The following is a 20,616-nucleotide window of genomic DNA, read 5'->3' on the forward strand; positions in this document are numbered from 1 at the left end:
AGACCGGAGGAAAACCGGAGGAAAAGGTGCCTCCCCGCGGTCCGCGGGGAGGCACCCCCTTTCATGTCCTTTCAGGCCCTTTCACGGCCGGCGGCCGTTCACCACACGACCGGCAGTTCCAGCAGACTGCGCACCTGCATCCCGTCCTTCCATTCCAGCGATTCCACCGGGACCGCGCACCGGACGTCCGGCAGCCGGGTCAGCAGGGAATCCAGCGCCACCTGCATTTCCAGCCGGGCGAGCGGAGCGCCCAGGCAGCGGTGGATGCCGTATCCGAATCCCAAGTGCGGATTGTGCTCCCGGGTCAGGTCGAAACGGTCCGCGTTCTCGAAGACCGATTCATCGCGGTTGGCCGACGGAATCGCGGGCAGTACGGATTCGCCCGCCCGGACCAGGGTGCCGCTCAGCTCGACGTCCTCCGTGGCGTAGCGCGCGAAGGTCACATGCGAGATGAGCGGGACGTAGCGGAGCAGCTCCTCGACCGTGCGCGGCATCAGCTCCGGCCTGCGCTTGAGCTCCGCCAGCTGCTCGGGGTGGGTGAACAGGACGTGCAGTGAGTCGATGAGCTGCGAGGACACCGTCTCGTGCCCGGCGATCAGCAGCACGCTCGCCAGCTCCACGAGCTCCTTCTCGGAGAGCTTGTCCTCCTCGTCGCTGGCCTTGACCATGGCGCTGATCAGGTCGTCCTGCGGCTCGGCCCGTCGGCTGACCATCAGCTTGGCGATGTATCCGTGCAGCCGCTCGGTGTCCGCCTCGATCTCCTCCTCCGACATCACCGTCGTGGCGGAGAAGGCGTCCAGCCAGCCGCGGAACTGCTCGCGGTCCTCGAAGGGCACACCGAGCAGGTCGCAGACGACGGTGCCGGCGAACGGCACCGCGAAGCCCTCCATCAGGTCCCCGGGCCCGCCGGCGGCGACCAGGGCGTCGATCAGCCGGTGGGCCTCGCGCTCGACGCGCGGGCGGAGCAGCTCGACCCGGCGCATCGTGAAGACCCGGGAGAGCAGCCGGCGCAGCCGGGTGTGGTCGGGGGAGTCCATCCCCAGGATGCTGGTGTGGATGGGCAGCGGGGTCAGCCGGGACTCGTCGTGCTCGGCGGCCAGGGCCCGGCTGAACCGGGGGTCCCCGAGGATGGTCTTCATGTCCGCGTGCTTGGTGACCAGCCAGGCGTCTTCGCCGAAAGGGCAGCCGACCCGTACGACGGGCTCCTCCGCGCGCAGCTTCGCGTAGAGCGGGTCGACCTCGAGGGCGACCGCCTCGTTGAAGGGGTAGGCGGGGGGCGACTGGCGCTCGGCCACGTCGCCGTCCAGGGTCCCGCTCGTGTTCTCGCTCATGCCGACCGTGCCTCCGAGTAACGGTTGTGGTGTTCGACGAGGCTCTTCGGCCGCATGTCCGTCCAGTTCTCCTCGACGTAGCCGAGGCACTCCTCACGGGTGGCGGGGCCCCGTACGGCCGTCCACCCGGCGGGGACCGCGGTGAAGGAGGGCCATAAGGAGTGCTGCCCCTCGTCGTTGACGAGCACCAGGAAGGTGCCCTCGGTGTCGTCCCACGGATTGCTCATGCTGTGTGCCCTTTCGTGGAGGGTGCCGGGCGTGCCGGGGCCCCTCGCCCCGGCACGGTGGAGACGGCCCGCGCGGTGCCCGCTCAGCGCGGGCCGGCGGGCGGGAAGAAGCCCGAGGCGACGAAGTGGTCGGCGTAGGCGCGGATCAGGCCGCCGTCCAGCGGCGGGAAATCCACGCCCGAACCGGCCAGCCCGGCCAGCGTGTTGGTCCGGTCGAGCCGGAGGCGGCCCAGCCGGGCGAGCGCGGGCAGCGTGTCGGTGAGCAGCACGGCCGCGTCCAGCAACCCCGCTCCGGCGGACGGGTCCGCCTCGGCCTCCGCGTCCGCGCGCTGCCGCAGGGCGCGGTTCCAGTCGTCGAGTTCCATGCTGTCCAGGTGGTAGCCGTAGTCCCGCAGATGGCCGAGGACGGTGTCGAAGTCCACCGGGGCCGGGCAGGTGAGGTGGTGCGCCAGGCCCCGGCTGCCGGGGCGGCGGGAGAGGTGGACGACCGCGGCGGCCACGTAGTCCACGGGGACCAGGTCGACCACGGGCGTCAGGTCCTGGCCGGCCGGCGGGCGCGGTGCCGCGCCGATGACGAGCATGGCGCGGACGAGCTGCCAGAACACGTCCCGGCTGGAGCCCGCCCCGCTGACGGTGTGTCCGCTCACGCGTCCGCACCGGTGCACCGTGACCGGGATCCCGCGGTCCGCCGCGGCCCAGACGAGCTGCTCGGCGACCCACTTGCTGGTCGTGTAGCCGCCCGGCAGGACGGCCTCCGGGCGCACCCGGTGCGACTCGGGCACGATGGTGAGCGCCTCGTCGGTGCCGACCGACACCGCGGCCGTGGAGATGTAGTGCACCGGGGCGCCGCCGGAGCGGGCCGCCAGCCGCAGCACCTCCTGGGTGCCCGACACGTTCGCCGCCCGCAGCCGGGCGTAGCCGTCGACGGCGGACACCCGGGCGCCGTTGTGGTAGATCGCGTCGACCAGGCCCGCCAGCTCCTCGAACCGCTCGGGGGCCAGGCCCAGCAGCGGCTTCTCCAGGTCACCGGGTACGGGCACGATCCGGCCGCGCGAGAACTCGTTCCACAGCCCGTACCGCACAAGGCTCCGGCGGATCCGCAGTTCCGCCTGTGCGACATCGGTGGCCCGCACCAGGCAGTGGACGTCCGCGCTCGTCCGGTCCAGCAGCTCGCGCAGCAGGAACGCGCCGAGGAAGCCCGTCGCGCCCGTCAGCAGGACGTGCTCCCGGCCGGCGGCCCCCCGGCGCGGGCGCCGGGGCGCGAGGGTGATCCGCGGGTCCAGGACCGCCTCCGCCGCGAGCTCGGCCGGCGTCGGGCCGTAACCCGGGGCCGCGTCCGCCCCCTCGGGGGCCGCAGTCCCGTCCCGCCCGTCGACCGCGTCCAGCAGCGCCGCCACCGACTGCCGTTCGAAGAGCGTCCGTACGGGCACCTCGACGCCGAGTCGCCGACGGACCCCGCTGATCACCCGGGTCACCAGCAGGGAGTGCCCGCCCAGGTCGAAGAAGCTGTCGTCGATGGTCACCTGCGGCACGCCCAGCACCTCGGCGAACAGCTCGCACAGGATGCGCTCGCGCGGATTGCGCGGCGCCCGGCCCGCCGACATCGCCCCGAAGTCCGGCTCCGGCAGCGCGGCCCGGTCGACCTTGCCCGTCGCGGCGACCGGCAGGGACTCCAGCACCAGCACCGCCGACGGGACCAGGTACTCCGGCAGCAGCCCGGCCAGGTGGGCGCGCAGCTCCGGCCCGTCCGGCGCGGGGGCGCCCGCGGCCGGCACGGCGTACGCGGTCAGGTAGGTGCCGCCGCGCGGGTCCTTCCGGGGCACCACCACCGCCTGGGCCACGCCGGGGTGGGTGCTCAGCGCCGCCTCGACCTCGCCCGGCTCGATCCGGAAGCCCCGGATCTTGACCTGCCCGTCGGCCCGGCCGATGAACTCCAGCTGGCCGTCCTCGGTCCAGCGCACGGTGTCCCCGGTCCGGTACATCCGGGTGCCCGGCTCGCCGAACGGGTCGGCGACGAACCGCTCGGCGGTCAGCCCCGGCCGGTGCAGATAGCCGCGCGCCAGCCCGGCCCCGGAGACGTGCAGCTCCCCGGGGACGCCCGGCGGCACCAGGCACAGGTCGCGGTCCAGGACGTAGGCGCGGGCGCCCACGGTCGGCCGGCCGATCGGCGGGTTGCCGGCCCCGGTCAGCGGGGCGCTGAGGGTGGCGCACACCGTGGTCTCCGTCGGCCCGTAGCCGTTGATGAACCGGCGCCCGGCCGACCAGCGGCGCACCGTCTCCCCGGACGACGCCTCACCGGAGACGATCATCGAGGTCAGGGAGGGCAGCTGCTCCGGCTCCAGCACCGTCAGGGCGGCCGGCGGCAGCGTCGCGTGGCTGATCCGCTGCCGGCGGATCAGCGCGGCCAGGTCCGGGCCCGGGGCCGTGACGTCCGGCGGGGCCATGACCAGCGTGGCCCCGGTCAGCAGCCCGCCGCACAGCTCCCACACCGCTCCGTCGAAGCTGTGCGAGGCGAACTGGAGGATCCGGCTCGACCCGCTCACCCCGAACCGCCGCACATTGGCCTCGGCCACGCCGGCGACGCCCGAGTGGGTCACGACCACGCCCTTGGGGCGGCCGGTGGACCCGGAGGTGTAGATGGCGTACGCGGGATGGCCGGTCAGCAGCGGCCGCTCGCGCTCGTGGTCGGTGACGTCCACGTCCCAGTGCAGGGCCACGGCGCGCCGGGTCTCCTCCCGGTCCAGCACGATCCGGCGCGGCCCGGCGCCCGCCGGGCCCTCCGTCTGCGGCAGCGTGACGGTGCTGTCCGTCAGCAGCAGGGCCGGCCGGGCGTCCTCCAGCATCAGCCGGAGGCGCGCCGCCGGGTAGTGGGCGTCCAGCGGCAGGTAGGCGCCGCCCGCCTTCAGCACCGCGAGGGTCGCGACGACCGAGTCGACGGTGCGGGGCAGCGCGATCGCCACGAACCGCTCCGGCCCCACGCCGCAGGCGATCAGATACCGGGCGAGCCGGTTCGCCTCGGCGTTCAACTCCCGGAACGTCAGCGTCCGGGTGGCTCCGGTGCCATCGTCGTGGATCAGCGCGACCGCGTCCGGGGTCCGCTTCACCTGGGCCTCGAACAGCGCGGGCAGCGGCAGCCGGGGCACCTCGTGGGCCCCGTCGCCGCTCCGCTCCAGCAGCGTCCCGTGCTCCTCCGGCAGCAGCACGTCGAGCCCGCCGAGCCGGCGCCCGGGGTCGGCGGTCACCTCGTCGAGCAGCCGCAGGAACCGGTGGACGAGCCGCTCGGCGCCGCTCCGGTCGAACAGGTCGGTGCCGTACTCCACGACGCCGTCCATGCCCTCCGGCCGCCGGTCGGCGTCGCGCCGCTCCCGCAGGCTCAGTGAGAGGTCGAACCGGCACGCCCCGGTGCTCACCGCGCGCTCCGCGACGGTCAGACCCGGCAGCTCCGCCGCGCCCTCCGGGGCGTTCTGCAGGGCCAGCATCACCTGGAACAGCGGGTGGTGGGCGAGCCCGCGGGACGGGGCCAGGGCGTCGACCAGCCGCTCGAAGGGCACGTCCTGATGGGCGTACGCCGCCAGGTCGGTCTCCCGCACCCGGGCCAGCAGATCGCGGAAGGCCGGATTCCCGGAGGTGTCGGTGCGCAGCACCAGCGTATTGACGAAGAACCCGACGAGGCCGTCGAGCGCGTGGTCGGTGCGGCCCGCGACCGGCGTGCCGATCGCGAGGTCGGTGCCCGCGCCCAGCTTCGTCAGCAGGGTGGCCAGCGCGGCGTGCAGCACCATGAACGGGCTCGCCCCGCAGCGCTCGGCCAGCTCCGTCACCCGCCGGTGCAGATCGGGGTCGACGGTGAAGTGGAGGGTGTCGCCGCGGTGCGAGGCGACCTGCGGCCGGGGCCGGTCGCCGGGCAGCTCGGTGCGCTCCGGCAGCCCGGCCAGCGCCTCGGTCCAGTAGGCGATCTGACGGGTGGCCAGGCCGTCCGGGTCGTCCGCGTCGCCCAGCAGCTCGCGCTGCCACAGGGTGTAGTCGGCGTACTGCACCGGCAGCGGCTCGGTGGCGGGCGCCCGGCCGGCCCGGCGGGCGGCGTAGGCGTCGGCGAGGTCCCGCCACAGCGGTGCCAGCGACCAGCCGTCGCACGCGATGTGGTGGACGACCAGGGCCAGTACATGGGTGGCGGGGCCGGTCGTGAACAGCCGGGCCCGCACCGGTATCTCGGTGGCGAGGTCGAACGGCTGCCGGACGGCCGCGGCCACCGCCGCGTCCAGCTCCTCCGGCGGCACGGCGGCCGCCGTCAGCTCCGGCCGGGCGACGGCGCCGTCCAGGACGCGCTGCCGGGGCACTCCCCGGGTCTCGGGGAAGACCGTGCGCAGGCTCTCGTGGCGCTTCAGCACATCGGCCAGCGCGGCCCGCAGGGCCGCCTCGTCCAGCTCGCCCCGCAGGTCCAGGACCAGCGGGACGTTGTAGGCGGCGCCCGGGCCCTGGAGGCGGTCGAGGAACCACAGCCGGCGCTGGGCGAAGGACAGCGGCACCCGCTCGGGGCGCTCGGCCGGCACCAGCGCGGGCCGGTCACCGGCCGACGCCCGGCGCACGGCCTCGGCCAGCCCGGCGACCGTCGGGGTCTCGAAGACGCTGCGCACCGGCAGCTCCAGGCCGAGCGTGGACCGCAGCCGGGTGCTGAGCCGGGTCGCGGACAGGGAGTGCCCGCCGAGGGCGAAGAAGCTGTCGTCGATGGTGACCCGGGAGACCCCGAGGATGTCCGCGAACAGCCCGCACAGCAGCTCTTCCATGGGGTCGCGCGGGGCCCGCCCGTCCTCGGCGGAGGCGGTGTCCGGGGCCGGCAGACGGCGCCGGTCGACCTTGCCGTTGGGCGTCAGCGGCAGCGTCTCCAGCACCACCGTCGCGGCCGGCAGCAGGTACTCGGGAAGCCGCTCGCGCAGGAAGGCGCGGACCGAGGAGACCAGGGCGCCGGTATCCCGGGCCGTCGCGGGGGCGTTGACCAGCGAGGCGAGTGGCAGCCCGGCCGGGCGCGGCGCTCCGGCGCTGCGGGTGCCGGGCCTGCCGGAGGTGAGGACGACGTCGAGGGCGCCGCCTTCCGCCGGGCCGTCCGGGTCCCCGGCCGCCCAGCTCGCCGACGCCCGCAGGCCCATGGCGGCGGCCAGTTCGTGGAAGCCCTCCAGGAGCGGGGCGTCGGCGTCGGCGCGGGCGTCCAGGGCCCGTACGCCCGCCGCGTCCGGCCGGTCCGCCAGGGCGCGCAGGGCCCCGGCCACCGGGGCCACCCGGTCGTCGGGCACGCCGGTGACCCGGATGTCGACGGGCTCGCGCGCGTCGAGGCGGGTGGCGAGCTCCGCCAGGTCCGCCACGTCCCGGCCCCACCGCAGCTCCCGCACGGGCGGAGCGGTGCGGTCCGGCAGGCCGGACGCCTTGCGCAGGACGGCGTCGTAGCGGTAGCGCGTCAGCTCGTTGACGTACCGGCCGCGCTTGACCCGCACCTCGCTGCCCTCGGCGCCGGGCACGACGTGCGCCAGCTCGGCGAAGAACGCCGGGTCGACGAGCAGCTCCTTCTCCCGGACCACGGCGTGCTCCACGGCCGCGCGGACGGCGGCGGGATCGTCCGGCAGACCGGGGCGGCGCAGCTGGACGTCCGTGTGGAAGGCGCGCAGCAGCCGCAGGTTGCGGACGTCGCCGACGAAGACCGCCCCACCGGGCACGATCAGGCCGAGGGCCTGGGTCAGGACGTCCGTCAGATAGGCGGCGTCGGGGAAGTACTGGGTGACCGAGTTGATGACGACGGTGTCGAAGAAGCCGGTGGGCAGGCCGTCGAAGTCGTCGGCGGCGCGGGTGCGCAGCTCGACCCGGCCGGCCAGCTCGGGGTCCCGGCGGACCAGCCCGCCGAGCGCCTCGATCACCTGGCCGGAGAGGTCCGTGCCCCAGTAGGAGTCGCAGCCGGGGGCCAGCCGGGACATCAGCAGGCCGGTCCCGACGCCTATCTCCAGGATCCGGCGGGGCCGCAGCTCGCGGATCCGCTCCACCGTGGCCTCGCGCCACTCGCGCATCTGCTCAAGGGGCAGCGGGCGGCCGTCGTAGCTGCTGTTCCAGCCGGAGAAGTCCTCGCCGAAGCGGGCGCGGGCGGTGTCGCTGTACAGCGAGTCGTAGATCTCCCGCCACTCGCCCACCGAGTCCGGCGCCGCCGCGGCCCGACCGGGCCCGCCCTCCTCGGCGGGCACGACATAGCCGACGAGCCGCTTCTGCCCCGGCCGGTCCTCGCGGACCACGACCGCGGCCTGACCGACGCCCGGGTGACCCGCGAGCACCGCCTCGACCTCGCCGGGCTCCACCCGGAAACCACGGATCTTCACCTGGTCGTCGCTGCGCCCGACGAACTCCAGGAGGCCGTCCGGACCATGGCGTACGAGGTCGCCGGTGCGGAAGAGGCGGGCACCGGGCTCGCCCAGCGGGTCGGCGACGAAGCGCTCGGCCGTCAGCCCGGGGCGGTTCCAGTAGCCGCGGGCCAGTCCCGAGCCGCCGATGTAGAGCTCGCCGACCTCGCCCGGGGACACCGGCCGCAGCCCGGCGTCGAGCACCTCGGTGCGCATCCCGGCCATGGCCGCCCCGATGGGCACCACGGTGCCGAGCCCGCCGGCGTCGGCGACCCGGTGGCAGGTGGCGAAGGTGGTGGTCTCGGTCGGTCCGTAGCCGTTGACGACGGCGGTGTCGGGGCAGGCGCGCAGCACCCGGCGCACGGCGGCGGGCGAGACGGCGTCCCCGCCGGTCCACACCTCGCGCACGCCCCGGAAGCAGCGCGGGTCCTCCTCGGCCAGCACCGAGAACAGCCCCGCCGTCACCCACAGCCCGGTGATCCCGGCGTCCTCGGCCGCGGCGGCGATGGCGCGCGCGTCCAGCTCACCGGGCGGCGCCACCACGACGGCACCGCCCGACAGCAGGGGCACCCACAGCTCGTAGGTGGACGCGTCGAAGGCGTGCGGGGAGTGCAGCAGGACGCGCCCGTGGGCGCCGCCGCGCCATGCCTGGTCCCGGGCCAGACCGACGACGTTCTCATGGGTGACGGCCACGCCCTTGGGCGTGCCGGTGGAGCCGGACGTGAACATCACGTACGCCAGCTGGCGGGGCTCGGCGGGGAAGAGGGGGACGGCGGGCGCGTCCTCGCCGGGCCCTTCGCCGAGGGTCACCGGCAGGGTCCGCAGGCCCGCGCCGATCGTCGCGTCGGGGCCACGGTCCCGGGGGCCGGTTCCCGTGCCGCCCGTCAGGAGCACCCGGGCCCCGGTCTGCTCCAGGATCCACCGTAATCGGGCGGCCGGCTGTCGTGGGTCCAGCGGCACATAGCAGCCACCGGACTTGACGATCGCGAGGAGGGCGACGACGAGCTCGGCCGAGCGTTCCATCAGGACCGCCACGGTGCTGCCCGGGCGTATCCCCTCCGTCGCCAGCCGGCGCGCCAGCCGGTCGGCGCGGAGGTCGAGCTCGCGGTAGGTCAGGGTGATGTCCCCGCACACCAGAGCGGTCGCGCCGGGGGTACGGCGGGCCTGCCCGGTGAAGGCTTCCGAAAGGGTCGCGGGCAGCGCGGCCCCTTCGACGGGGCCGTGGGAACCGGTGGGGGGAAGGCGGCGCGGTGAGTGGTGCTGTGCGGACACGCGTCAACAACTCCTCTGCGCAGGCTTCCCGGAGCACGGCGGCGCCGACGCTCCGGTTGGCCGCATGTGGACAGGGCACAGCGTCCGCCGGTGGCTCCCGGCGAACAATGTGTAGCGATCATGTCGCAGAACGTCGCGATGCGGACCACCGCCGTGGATGATTTCGGCCGTTCTTGTGCGCGACTTGATCGCTTTCCGGGAACCTTGGGTAAGGCCCTGGTACGAACTCCGTGCGGTGCCGACCGCCGGGCGCCACCGGACCACCGGGCGGCCGGGCGCCGGCGCGCGGCCCGCGGCCGCCGGTGGAGACCCGCCCCGGCAATATTGGCCGGAACATATGCCCGATAAAGGGCCCCCGGGCAATTGTCGGGCAAAGCGTGGACGCGGTCCGCCGCTCGGTGAGAGGATCACGCTCGTTTTTGCCTTCGGTACGCCCTTGTCCGCACCGCGTTACGCACAGGGAGACACCATGGAAACCGCAGACCTCGGAGCTGTTCCCCAGCCCCCCGTCCCACCGGGGGAGTTCACCTCCGGCTCGGGCGTCATAGCCGAGATGATCGGCCGCCCGATGCGCTTCGAGTCCACGCGGTACCTGCCGACCGACACCTACGCGGAGGTCGCCTGCGACCGCGTGTGGCGCGCCTACGAGAGCCTCGGCCTCACCGGGGAGACCCGGGAGTCGATCCTCGCCCTCCTCCAGGACCTCACCGGCGCCTGGGGCCGGCTCCCGGTCGGCACGCCCCCGGAGCGCGCGGGCTGGGTCGCCATCGACGGCATGCCCTTCGAGCCCTCCGTCGCCTGGGGAGACGGCAAGGCCGGCGTCCGGATCTCCCTGGAGTCACCGGGCGACGGCACCGCCCTGTCCCGGATGCGGGACGGCATGGACTTCAGCCGCCGGCTGGCCGGCCGCCCCGGCGTCTCCCTCGACCGCCTGCTGGCGATCGAGGACCTCTTCACCGACGACGACCCCCAGGGGTACTTCACCATGGCCCACGCGGTGGCCTGGCGCCCCGGCCGCCACCCCGTGTACAAGATCTTCCTCAACCCGGCGGTCGCCGGCCGGGAGCGGTCCGCCGCCCGCACCGCCGAGGCCATGGCCCGGATGGGCCTGGAGCGGCCCTGGCGCGCGCTGGCCGACCACCTCGGCCCCTTCGGCCCGGAGCACGAGCCCGTCGCCGTCGCCCTGGACCTCGTCGGCGACGACGCCTTCCGCGCGCAGGTGTACGTGGCGCACTCCGGGGTGACCGCGGAGGGCATCGACGCGAAGGCGGCCGCCGCCCGCGACCACGTCCCCGGGCTGTTCGCCCGCGCCCTCCGGCAGATCAACGGCCCCGACGACGCCCCGGCGTGGCGGCGCAAGCCCCCGGTCACCGTGTTCACCTTCGACCACCGGCACGACCTCCCGAGCGCGACCGCGTACGTCCCGATGATCCCCGTGCACGACCACGACGCGGCGGCCCGCGACCGCGTCCTGGCCTTCCTCCACGCCGAGGGCGCGCCCGAGGCGGAGGCGTACGCGAAGCTCCTCGACGCCCTCGCGGACCGCCCGCTGACGGAGTCCCTGACGCAGAACTTCATCTCGTACCGTGGCGGGGCCTCGCCGAGGTTCTCGGTGTACCTGGCACCGGGGACGTACCGGGCGGCGGAGTGAGATCCAGCCTGTCCGGCGTTTGAGGACACCGGGGGTCCGGGGGCGTCAGCCCCCGGTTACGGGAAGGGGCGGGGTGGGGGAGAACGTCGTAGGCGCCCCTACCCCCGCACCGGCACCGACAGCGTCGAAGGATCCCCCGCCGGTGACGAAAACGTCAGCCGCCCACCCGAGTTGTGCCCCACATAGAGCGGATCGACGGAATCCACCACCACCGCCAGCCGATGCCCCGCCGGCACGTCGTACGCCGTGGCGACCAACGACAGATCCACCGCGAACGGCCGCCCCGGCTCCCTCCCGTGGAACGTGTACGGCGCGTGGCTGACCAGCTTGCCGAGCCCGAGCGGCCCCACGTCGTAGAGGTACGCGATCGCCGTGCCGCTCTCCTTCTCGCCGGTCACCGTCGTGTGCAGCCGGACGCTCCCGCGGACGCGCTGCGCGCTCGGGTACGGCCCGGACTCCCACACGGCGGTGTACGCGCGCGGCAGCAGCGGCACCGACACCATCGGTGGCAGCCGCAGGAACTGGTCGAGGGTGTTGGAGAGCAGGGCCGTGCCGCCGTTGGCGCCGGAGTCGACGCCGGTGCGGATGGTCCGGGTGCCCTCCAGCGGCAGGGTGCGCCGGGTCCGGTCCACGGCCGCCCAGTCGGGGTAGGACTCGTAGCCGCCGCCCGTACGGGACTTCAGCTGGACGGGCCGCTCGCGGTCGATGCCGTTGTCGACGCCCTTGAGGTGGTGGTCGAACCAGCGCTTCCCGTCCGCCCAGACGTCGTTGGGCAGGCCGAGCAGCCCGGTGCCCTCGGCGGTGGCGTGGTCGCCGGGCCGCAGCTCCAGCCGCTTGGGGCCGGTGAGCCGCTCGTAGAACTTCGCGTACTGGTCGGGCGGGAAGATCGTGTCGCCCCACGCGTTGCCCAGCATGATCGCCGCGCCGTTGGCGTTGATCTCGTTCAGATAGGTGGCGGGGGAGCGCTTGGCCCCCCACTCCAGCATCTCCTTCTCCTTGGACAGGTCCGAGGAGAGGAAGTTCTTCAGGATCCGCTGGAGCTCGTCACTCGGCCGCCCGGTCAGCTTCCCCAGCCCGCCGAGGAGTTCGGCCGCCTGGCGGTGCTGGGTGCGTTCGCCGTAGATCGACTCGATGAGGTCGGCCCAGCCGCTCATCGCGACCACGGTCTTGATCCGCTTGTCGTGCCCGGCGGACAGCAGACTGATGCCGGCGCCGTACGAGACCCCGGCCATGCCGATCCGCCGCGGGTCGGCGGGGGTGTGGGCGAGTGCCCAGTCGATGACCGCGGCGGAGTCGGCGACGTCCGCCGGGCCGGCCGTCTCGATCTGCCCGCCGGAGAGCCAGAAGCCGCGCGAGGTGTAACTGACCACGACATAGCCGGCGTCGGCGAGCTGCCGGGCCTGGGCGACGTACTCCAGCTGGGGCATGGCCCAGCTGGTGGGCAGCACGATCAGGGGGTGGCGGGACCCGTCCGCGCCGCCGGGGGTGAAGACGTTGCCTTTGAGGGTGATGCCACCGGAGCCGGGGATGTCGGTGAACCGCACGCTCGCCGACCGCGCCGCCGCGGCCTGCCCGCCGGGGGTGGCCTGCGCGGCGGGCGCCGTCCCCAGGGCGGCGCCCGCCAGCAGTGCGGCACAGGCGGCTCCGACGGCGGAGGCGCGCAGTGCCTTACGAGGGTGTCGCACAGTCACTCCTGACGTCGGTGCCGCGGAAGTGACGGGGGGTGCGGCACGCCGATGAAAGTGACCCGACGGTAACCTCGTCGGCTTACCGAAGGTAATGCTCCGGCAAGTTACGCATGGGTAACGATTGGTCGGTGAGCCGCCCGAGGGGGGCGGGCGGCTGAATCGGCGTCAGGAGGCGGTGCCCAGCCACAGGTCCGGGCCGAAGACCTCGTAGTGGATGTCGGCCGCCGGGACGCCCGCCGTGAGGAGCTGGGCGCGGACCGCGCGCATGAAGGGCAGCGGGCCGCAGAGGTAGGCGACGGTGCCGGCCGGGATCTCGACCCCGGTGAGGTCGGCGAGGCCGGTGCGGTCGGCCGGCCAGTCGGCGGCCTCGGGGCGCTCGTACCAGACGTGCGCGGCGGCGTCCGGCAGCTTGGCGACCAGCTGGGTGAGGTCCGTGCGGAAGGCGTGCGCGGACTCGCTGCGGTCCGCGTGCACCGCGACGACCCTGCGGGTCGAGCCGGTGGCCGCGAGGTGCGCGAGCATCCCGATCATCGGGGTGCAGCCGATGCCGGCCGAGGCGAGCAGCACGGGCGCGTCGCCCCCGTCCAGGGCGACATCGCCGAACGGCGCGCTGACCAGCAGGGTGTCACCGACGTTCAGGTGGTCGTGCAGGTGGTTGGAGACCTCGCCGGCCGGGTCGCCGGCCAGGCGCTTGACGGAGAACTGGAGGGCGTCGTCGGGGCGGCCGGAGAGGCTGTACTGGCGGATCTGGCGGGCGCCGTCGGGCAGTTCCACCTGGACCGAGACGTACTGGCCGGGCCGGCCCGCGGGCAGCGGGCGGCCGTCCAGGGGCTGGACGAGGAAGGTGGCCACGTCCGCGGTCTCCCGCAGCCGGCCCGTGATCCGGCAGGGGCGGAGGGTGCCGCCGTCCGGGGCGCCGGCCTCCTCGTAGAGCCGCGCTTCCAGGGCTATGAGGGCGTTGGCCATCAGCCAGTAGACCTCGTCCCAGGCCGCGGCCACCTCCGGGGTGATCGCCTCGCCCAGGACCTCGGCGATGGCGGCGAAGAGGTGCTGCTGGACGAGCGGGTACTGGTCGGGGGTGATGCCGAGCGACGCGTGCTTGTGGGCGATGCGCGCGAGCATCGCGTCGGGGCGGGTGTCCGGGTGCTCGACCAGCGCCGTGGCGAAGGCGGCGATGGCGCCCGCGAGGGCCTGGCGCTGGCTGCCGTTGGCCTGGTTGCCGCGGTTGAAGAGGTCGCGGAGCAGCTCCGGCCGGTCGGCGAACAGCTTGTCGTAGAAGAGCGGCGTGATCTCGCCGATGGCGCCGCCGACCGCCGGGAGGGTGGCGCGGACGATCTCGGTCGACTGGGGGGACAGCATCGGCGACTCCTGACGCTCAGGCTGAAATATTCATCTCAGACTCTTGTTTAAAGGTGTGCGACGCGGCAACCGGACGGAGGGTGATCCGTCATGTCACCGGCGCGCCGACGGTGTGCGGCCGGCGCGCCGGGGTCGTCATGACGGGGGCCCGGAGCCCAGGCTCAGCAGCACGGGGCCGGTCGGCCGGGCGACCAGGTCCTCGACGGTGTACGGGTCGAGCGTGGCGTAGAACGCCTCCTGGGCCGCGCGCAGCGCGCCCCGCAGGCGGCAGGCTCCGGCCAGTGGGCACGGCGGGTCGTCCTCGCAGCCGACGACGTCGCCCGTGCCCTCCAGCTCGCGCACCAGCCGGCCGACCGAGCCCGTACGGCCCGCGGCGGTGAGCGTGAGCCCGCCGCCCCGGCCCCGCCGGGCCTCGACGACCCCCAGGTGCTGGAGCCTGCTGACCACCTTGGCCGCGTGGGTGTACGGCACTCCGACGGCGCCGGCCACCTCGCGGGTGGTCGGCGCGTCGTTCTCGCCCGTGACCGCGAGGCGCATGGCCATGCGCAGCGCGATGTCGGTGCTCTTGGTCAGTCGCACGCACGTACTCTATCTAATTGGATTTCTAGACTCCAAATTAGTGGGCGGATGCCGGGCCGTAGGTGAAGGTGAGGGCCGGGCCGTGGGCGCTCTCGCCGCCGGGCGCGTCCACGGTGACGTCGACGGTTCCGGTCCCCGCCGGGGACTGCCCGGTGCAGAACTCCGGACCGCACGAGCTGTGCACGGCGGGCCGGCCGCCGATCATCAGGACGCCGCGGTCGAGGTGCTGCCCGGCGACCTGGATGTTCGTCCCGCCGGCCGCCGGGCCGCCGCGCGTGGACAGCCAGCTGAGCACGGGCTCCGGTGGAGCCGTCGGCTCCGGCTCGCCGTAGACGAAGTCGCCCGCGGGGGCGCCGCCGCCCGGCGTGGCGACGTCCACCGCCGTCGGACCCCAGCCGGGCGGGGTGGTGACCACGCAGCTCGTGCTCGTGCAGGAGCCCGGCGCCGCGTAGAGGCCGAAGTCCACGAACGCGTCGTCGAGGTTCCGGCCTGTGAGCGTCACGACCGTGCCGCCGCTGCCCGGGCCGCTCCGGACGTCCATTCCGGTGACCACCGGCTCCGGCGGGATCACCGGCGGCCCGCCGGAGCCGCCGAGCGTGACGGTCGCGACGTTGTTCCGCGGGTCGAGGTCGCGGGCGTGGGCGACGGTCGCCTTGATCTCCCCGGACGGCTTGCCGGTCGCGGTGACCTTCACCTTCATAAAGTGGCTGCGGCCCGGTGTCATCGTGCCGTAGTACCAGGCCGTGAGGCGGCGGCCGTCCGGCGAGACCGTCTCGGTGAACGTGTAGTCGTAGGGCATCGAGTACATCAGGGCGCCCTGCGTGGTGATGCCGGGCGGCAGGTCGACCGTGAGCCGGGTCAGCCCCGTGACGTCCTGGGAACCCTCCGATCTCCAGGTGACCGAGAACGATCCGTCGGGGTTCGACTCCGTCGGATAGTTGCCCGCCTGGGTCACCGAGAGATCTGTCGGATCGGTGGGCGCCGCACTGGCGGAGGGTGCCGTGCCGAGCGCGATCAGGGCCAGGGCCGCCGCCGCACAGGATGTCGCTAATCGAATCCTCATGTGACGTGTCATCGTCCGGCCGGTGAAGTCCGTTACGCCGCCCGCGCCACAGCCGCACCTATCAGTCACATTGACAGACGGTCACGACGCGGCGAGTCTTGCGACGCATTGTCCGCCGGACACCATAGGGGCGGACACAACCGCGCGGACGACCGCGTGGGAAGCACGGGAGGGGCGCACGGCGCGCGCCTGCGCGTGGGCCCGCCCACCGTGCACGCACGACACGCACGACAAACGGAGGAATCAGTGGCACAGGTGAACGGACGCGGCGGGCAGCACGGAAGAAGGGCACTCGCGGCGCTCGGAGCGGCCACGGCCCTGGCGGCCGTGGCCGCCGCCCCCGCGACGGCCGCCCAGGCGCAGGAGGGGAAGCCCGCCACGGGCCAGCGCTACGTCGCCCTCGGCGACTCCTACACCTCGGCCCCCGGCGTCCCGGAGCAGAGCGGCGGCGACTGCGCCCGCTCCAGCGTCAACTACCCCACGCTCGCCGCCAAGGCCATGGGCATCGGCTCCTTCAAGGACGTCAGCTGCAGCGGCGCCAAGACCGACGACATGTGGCGCGCCCAGGGCGACAACCCGCCCCAGCTCAACACCCTCGGCCGGACCACCCGCCTGGTCACCGTCGGCATCGGCGGCAACGACATCGGCTTCGGCGACATCATCGGCACCTGCGCCCAGCTGTCCGTCTCCGACCCGGCCGGCGACCCCTGCCGCAAGAAGTTCACCGCCGGCGGCGCCGACGAGCTCACCAAGCGCATCGCCGACACCGCGCCCAAGATCGCCAAGGTGCTGAAGGACGTGCACAAGCGCGCCCCGTACGCCCGCGTCGTCCTGGTCGGCTACCCCGCGATCATGCCCGACGACGGCGTCGGCTGCTTCCCGTCCGTGCCGATCGCCGCCGGCGACGTCCCGTACCTGCGCGACACCGAGAAGCGGCTCAACGCCATGCTCAAGGAGCAGGCCCGCAAGGCGGGTGTCCGCTACGCCGACACCTACGCCCCGACCGTCGGCCACGACGTCTGCAAGTCCACCGCCGACCGCTGGATCGAGGGGGCGCGGCCGGAGAACCCGGCCGCCCCCTTCCACCCCAATGCCAAGGGCGAGTCCGCCATGGCGACCGCGGTGCTCCCGGCCCTCGGCCACAAGAGCTGAGTCACCCGCCCGGCCGCCCTCCGCACGGCCGGTGAGCTCGAGTCCCGGGGCCATTCGCGCGGCACCCTGTCCTCCCCCTCGCGTGCCGAGTAGGCTCCGGGGCCCGCTCGCCCGCATGGAGGTAGGGATGGCCCCCGCGAGAAAGAAACCCGACCGACGTCTGCCCGTGCTCGCCGCGACGGCCACCCTGGTCGTCGGGCTGGGCGTCGTCCCGGCCGCCGCCACCGGCGGCGGCCCGGACGCGACGGGCGGCCCGGCCGCCGCGACACCCGCCAAGTCCCCCGTCGCCGTCGGCTACGGGGGCGCGGTCGCCAGCGTCGACGCCGACGCCTCGGCCGCCGGCATCGAGGTGCTGCGCAAGGGCGGCAACGCCGTGGACGCCGCCGTCGCCACCGCCGCCGCGCTCGGCGTCACCGAGCCGTATTCCTCCGGCGTCGGCGGCGGCGGCTACTTCGTCCACTACGACGCCAAGCGGCACCGCGTCTCCACCATCGACGGCCGGGAACGCGCCCCGCTCAGCGCCGGCAAGGACCTCTTCCTGGAGAACGGCAAGCCGCTCCCGCCCGCCGACGCCATCACCAGCGGGCTCTCCGTCGGCACCCCCGGCACGCCCGCCACCTGGGACACCGCCCTGCGCGCCTGGGGCAGCCGGTCCCTCGCCCAGGTCCTGAAGCCCGCCGAGCGCCTCGCCCGCTCGGGCTTCACCGTCGACCAGACCTTCCGGCAGCAGACGGCCGACAACGAGGCCCGGTTCAAGGACTTCCCCGCGACCGCCGCCCTCTACCTGCCGGGCGGCAGACCCCCGGCCGTCGGCAGCACCCTGAAGAACCCCGACCTGGCCCGCACCTACGAGCAGCTCGGCAGGAGCGGCGTCGGCGCGTTCTACAAGGGCGACATCGCGCGCGACCTCGTACGGACCGTCCGCAAGCCGCCCGTCGCCCCCGGCTCCGGGCGAGTGGCCCGCCCCGGCGACCTGACGGAGCGCGATCTGCGCGCGTACCGGGCGAACACCCAGGCCCCGACCCGCACTTCCTACCGCGGCCTGGACCTCTACGGAATCGCCCCCTCCTCCTCCGGCGGCAGCACGGTCGCCGAGGCCGTCAACATCCTGGAGCGCGGCGACCTCGCCAAGCTGAGCGAGCAGACCTACCTGCACCGCTACATCGAGGCGTCCCGCATCGCCTTCGCCGACCGCAACCGCTGGGTCGGGGACCCCGCCCACGAGAAGGTGCCGACCGCGGCGCTCACCTCCCAGCGGTTCGCCGACGCCCGCGCCTGCCTGATCAAGGACGGCACGGCCCTCACCAGCCCGCTCGCCCCCGGCGACCCGCGCCACCCGGTGCCTTGCGGCACGCGCGGCGCGCCCGCCCCCACCCCGTACGAGGGGGAGAACACCACCCATCTGACGGTCGCCGACAAGTGGGGGAACGTCGTCGCCTACACCCTCACCATCGAGCAGACCGGCGGCAGCGGCATCACCGTCCCCGGGCGCGGCTTCCTGCTCAACAACGAGCTGACCGACTTCAACTTCGTCCCGGTGACCCCCGGGGTCCACGACCCCAACCTGCCCGGCCCGGGCAAGCGGCCCCGCTCGTCGCTGTCGCCGACGATCGTCCTCGACCACGGCCGGCCCGCCTTCGCGCTCGGCTCGCCCGGCGGCTCCACCATCATCACCACCGTGCTCCAGACCCTGCTGAACCACGTCGACCGCGGCATGCCGCTCGCCGACGCGATCGCCGCCCCGCGCGCCAGCCAGCGCAACGCCGCGACGACCGATCTCGAACCCGCCCTGTGGAACAGCCCGTTGCGCGGACGGCTCGAAGCCCTCGGGCACGTGTTCAAGGAGAACCCCGAGATCGGCGCGGCGACCGGGGTGCAGCGGTTGCCCGACGGCCGCTGGCTCGCCGCCGCGGAGAAGGTCAGGCGCGGCGGCGGCTCGGCGATGGTGGTGCGCGCGAGCGGCCGGCCGCCGACGCACTGAGGTACCGAGGCGCGCCCGTACGGGACGAGGCGCACCCCGATACGCCCATCACCCACATGGGCGTATCGGGGTGCGGGCCCGGTTCGACGGCCCCGGGCCGGGCCACGCTCCCTGACATATGGCTGGGGAGCGTGAGGGTCGGCCCGGACGGTTCGGACGGCGCGGGGCCGGTGCCGCCCTGGTGGCCGTCGTGGCCTGCGTGTGCGCGGTGTGGCTGCTCCAGGGCGGTGACGGCCGGGCCGGCGGTGGTTCCGTCGCGTACGCGTCGCCGCGGACCGCGCGGGCGCCGGTGCCGAGCTGCGAGCTCGGCGCGTATCTCAGCGATCTCTACGACCTGGACCCCTCGAACCACGTCTTCTCCGCGCGGATGTTCCTGTGGTCCGTCTGCCCGGACCGGAAGCTGGACCCGCTGCCGGCGGTCTCGTTCAGCAACGCCAACGACCCCGAGAAGGGCGATCCCATCCTGAGCGCCGAAGGGGGCGGTTTCCGGGACCTCATGCGGATCCAGGGCACCTTCCGGCAGGGCTGGGACGTCCGTGCCTTCCCCTTCGACCGGCAGCGGATCGCGGTGCTGGTCACGGCGGCGCCGGAGAGCAAGCGCTTCCTGCTGGTGCCGGACAACGCCAATTCCGCCTACAACAAGGAAATCCATCCGCCCGGCTGGCGCATCACCGGCTTCCGGCTGACGCCCGCCCGGCGGATCTACCCCACGAACTTCGGCGACCCCACGCTGCCCAGGGGCACGGCCACCACCTACAGCCGGATCCGGGTGGAGGTCGACCTGGCGCGGGACGATCCCACGATCTTCTGGAAGCTGACGGGCCCGCTGTATCTCATGGTGCTCATGGCGACCGCGACGTTCCTGCTGCCCTCGCACGCCGAGGAGCTGGGGATGGGGGAGCGGCTGGACTCGCTCCAGAGCCGGCTGGGGCTGCTGGGGGGCGGGCTGTTCGTGGTGATGCTGAATATGCAGCAGGTCGCGGCGGTGGTCAACAGCACCGTGGGGCTCACGCTCATCGACTGGCTCCATCTGCTCACCCTCGGTTTCGTCCTGCTGGCCGTGATGGTCACGGTGGTGTCCTGGCGCTGGACGGTGCACGGCGGCTGCCCGGCGCGGGCGGAGCGCTGGCACCACGTGGGGGCGGTGGTGTTGCTGGTGGGGTACACGGCGATCGCCGTGTTGCTGGTGGGGTATTTCGCGGCGGGGGAGCGGTAGCGGGGCGCCGGGCGGGACGGCTCCGCGTCCCGCCCGGCACCCGGGGACCGCTGTTCCTCCGGTGGTTTCCGGGCGCCGTGGCGGGCTCCGGTCACCGGCCGCCCAGCAGCGCGATCACCTCGCCCGTGGTGCCGGTCTCCGCGAGCCGCGGGAACACCTTCTCGACGGCGATCCGGTGCACCTCCGCGTCCATGTCCGTCATCGCGTCCGTCACCACCGTCACGTGGTACCCGTGTTCGTGCGCGGCGCGCGCCGTGGACTCCACCCCCATGCTCGTGGCGATGCCCGCCAGCACGATCTGCGTCACGCCCAGGCGGCGCAGCTGGAGGTCGAGGTCGGTGGCGTGGAAGGCGCCCCAGGTGTGCTTGGTGACGACGATGTCGCCGTCCTGGCGGTCCAGTTCGGGCACCAGGTCCGCGAAGTCCGCCGGCGGCCGTGCGCCCCGCAGGGAGACCTCGGCGCGCCCGGGGGCGGCGCCGACGACCCGGACGAGGACGACCGGCAGCCCGCGCTCGCGGAACGCCGCGGCCAGCCGGGCGCCACGCCGGACGATCCCGTCGGTGGGGTGGGCGGTGGGCAGGGCGACGATGCCCTTCTGGAGGTCGATGAGGACGAGCGCGGTCCGCTCGTCGAGGGTGGTGGCGGGCATGGGGTTCTCCTCGGTCGTCTTACGGGTGTCTCGGGTCGTCTTACGGTTGTTTTCGGGGGTGGGTTCGAAAGGGGCGG

12 protein-coding genes are annotated in these 20,616 nt (G+C 74.0%); 4 read left to right on the top strand and 8 right to left on the bottom strand.

Going from position 1 to position 20,616, the window contains the following annotated elements; all coding sequences use genetic code 11:
• Positions 1–98: 98 nt before the first annotated feature.
• The 3 genes from AF335_RS18875 to AF335_RS18885 form a co-directional block, all read right to left on the bottom strand.
• Positions 99–1,331: a cytochrome P450 gene (locus AF335_RS18875; protein WP_102919559.1), complete on the bottom strand. Its 1,233-nt coding sequence runs from the start codon at positions 1,329–1,331 to the stop codon at positions 99–101.
• A complete protein-coding gene (locus tag AF335_RS18880) occupies positions 1,328–1,558 on the bottom strand; it encodes an MbtH family protein (RefSeq protein ID WP_102919560.1) in 231 nt (76 codons plus the stop codon). The genes AF335_RS18875 and AF335_RS18880 overlap by 4 nt, the downstream gene beginning before the upstream one ends.
• 83 nt (positions 1,559–1,641) lie before the next feature.
• Positions 1,642–9,201, bottom strand: coding sequence for a non-ribosomal peptide synthetase (locus tag AF335_RS18885; protein WP_102919561.1), 7,560 nt, complete (start codon positions 9,199–9,201; stop codon positions 1,642–1,644).
• Between the two features lie 469 nt (positions 9,202–9,670).
• Here AF335_RS18885 and AF335_RS18890 point away from each other — a divergent pair, with 469 nt between their 5' ends.
• On the top strand, positions 9,671–10,852 hold the full coding sequence (locus AF335_RS18890) for a tryptophan dimethylallyltransferase family protein (protein ID WP_146045563.1): 1,182 nt from the start codon (positions 9,671–9,673) through the stop codon (positions 10,850–10,852).
• A 98-nt stretch (positions 10,853–10,950) separates the two neighbouring features.
• Here the strand turns inward: AF335_RS18890 and AF335_RS18895 are convergent, their stop codons facing one another.
• The 4 genes from AF335_RS18895 to AF335_RS18910 form a co-directional block, all read right to left on the bottom strand.
• Positions 10,951–12,537 carry a CocE/NonD family hydrolase gene (locus AF335_RS18895; RefSeq protein ID WP_102919563.1) on the bottom strand — a complete coding sequence of 529 codons (1,587 nt, stop codon included), beginning with the start codon at positions 12,535–12,537 and terminating at the stop codon, positions 10,951–10,953.
• Positions 12,538–12,705: 168 nt separating this feature from the next.
• A complete protein-coding gene (locus tag AF335_RS18900) occupies positions 12,706–13,899 on the bottom strand; it encodes a globin domain-containing protein (RefSeq protein ID WP_102919564.1) in 1,194 nt (397 codons plus the stop codon).
• 135 nt (positions 13,900–14,034) lie between these two features.
• Positions 14,035–14,478, bottom strand: coding sequence for an RrF2 family transcriptional regulator (locus AF335_RS18905; protein WP_102919565.1), 444 nt, complete (start codon positions 14,476–14,478; stop codon positions 14,035–14,037).
• A gap of 37 nt (positions 14,479–14,515) precedes the next feature.
• A complete protein-coding gene (locus tag AF335_RS18910; RefSeq protein ID WP_146045564.1) occupies positions 14,516–15,541 on the bottom strand; it encodes an IPT/TIG domain-containing protein in 1,026 nt (341 codons plus the stop codon).
• 246 nt (positions 15,542–15,787) lie between these two features.
• On the opposite strand from AF335_RS18910, the gene AF335_RS18915 reads away from it, so the two are divergent.
• The 3 genes from AF335_RS18915 (at position 15,788) to AF335_RS18925 (ending at position 19,890) form a co-directional block, all read left to right on the top strand.
• Entirely contained in the window at positions 15,788–16,693 is a 906-nt protein-coding gene (locus tag AF335_RS18915; RefSeq protein ID WP_184743956.1) for an SGNH/GDSL hydrolase family protein, read from the top strand.
• A gap of 127 nt (positions 16,694–16,820) precedes the next feature.
• On the top strand, positions 16,821–18,674 hold the full coding sequence (gene ggt / locus AF335_RS18920) for a gamma-glutamyltransferase (protein ID WP_102919567.1): 1,854 nt from the start codon (positions 16,821–16,823) through the stop codon (positions 18,672–18,674).
• A 118-nt stretch (positions 18,675–18,792) separates the two neighbouring features.
• Complete coding sequence (locus AF335_RS18925; protein ID WP_146045565.1) at positions 18,793–19,890, top strand: ligand-gated ion channel; 1,098 nt, start codon at positions 18,793–18,795, stop codon at positions 19,888–19,890.
• A 91-nt stretch (positions 19,891–19,981) separates the two neighbouring features.
• Here AF335_RS18925 and AF335_RS18930 read toward each other — a convergent pair whose 3' ends face one another.
• On the bottom strand, positions 19,982–20,539 hold the full coding sequence (locus tag AF335_RS18930; protein ID WP_102919569.1) for an isochorismatase family protein: 558 nt from the start codon (positions 20,537–20,539) through the stop codon (positions 19,982–19,984).
• Positions 20,540–20,616: the final 77 nt, after the last annotated feature.

This window comes from Streptomyces eurocidicus (assembly GCF_002891295.1).
Taxonomy (GTDB): Bacteria; Actinomycetota; Actinomycetes; order Streptomycetales; family Streptomycetaceae; genus Streptomyces; species Streptomyces eurocidicus.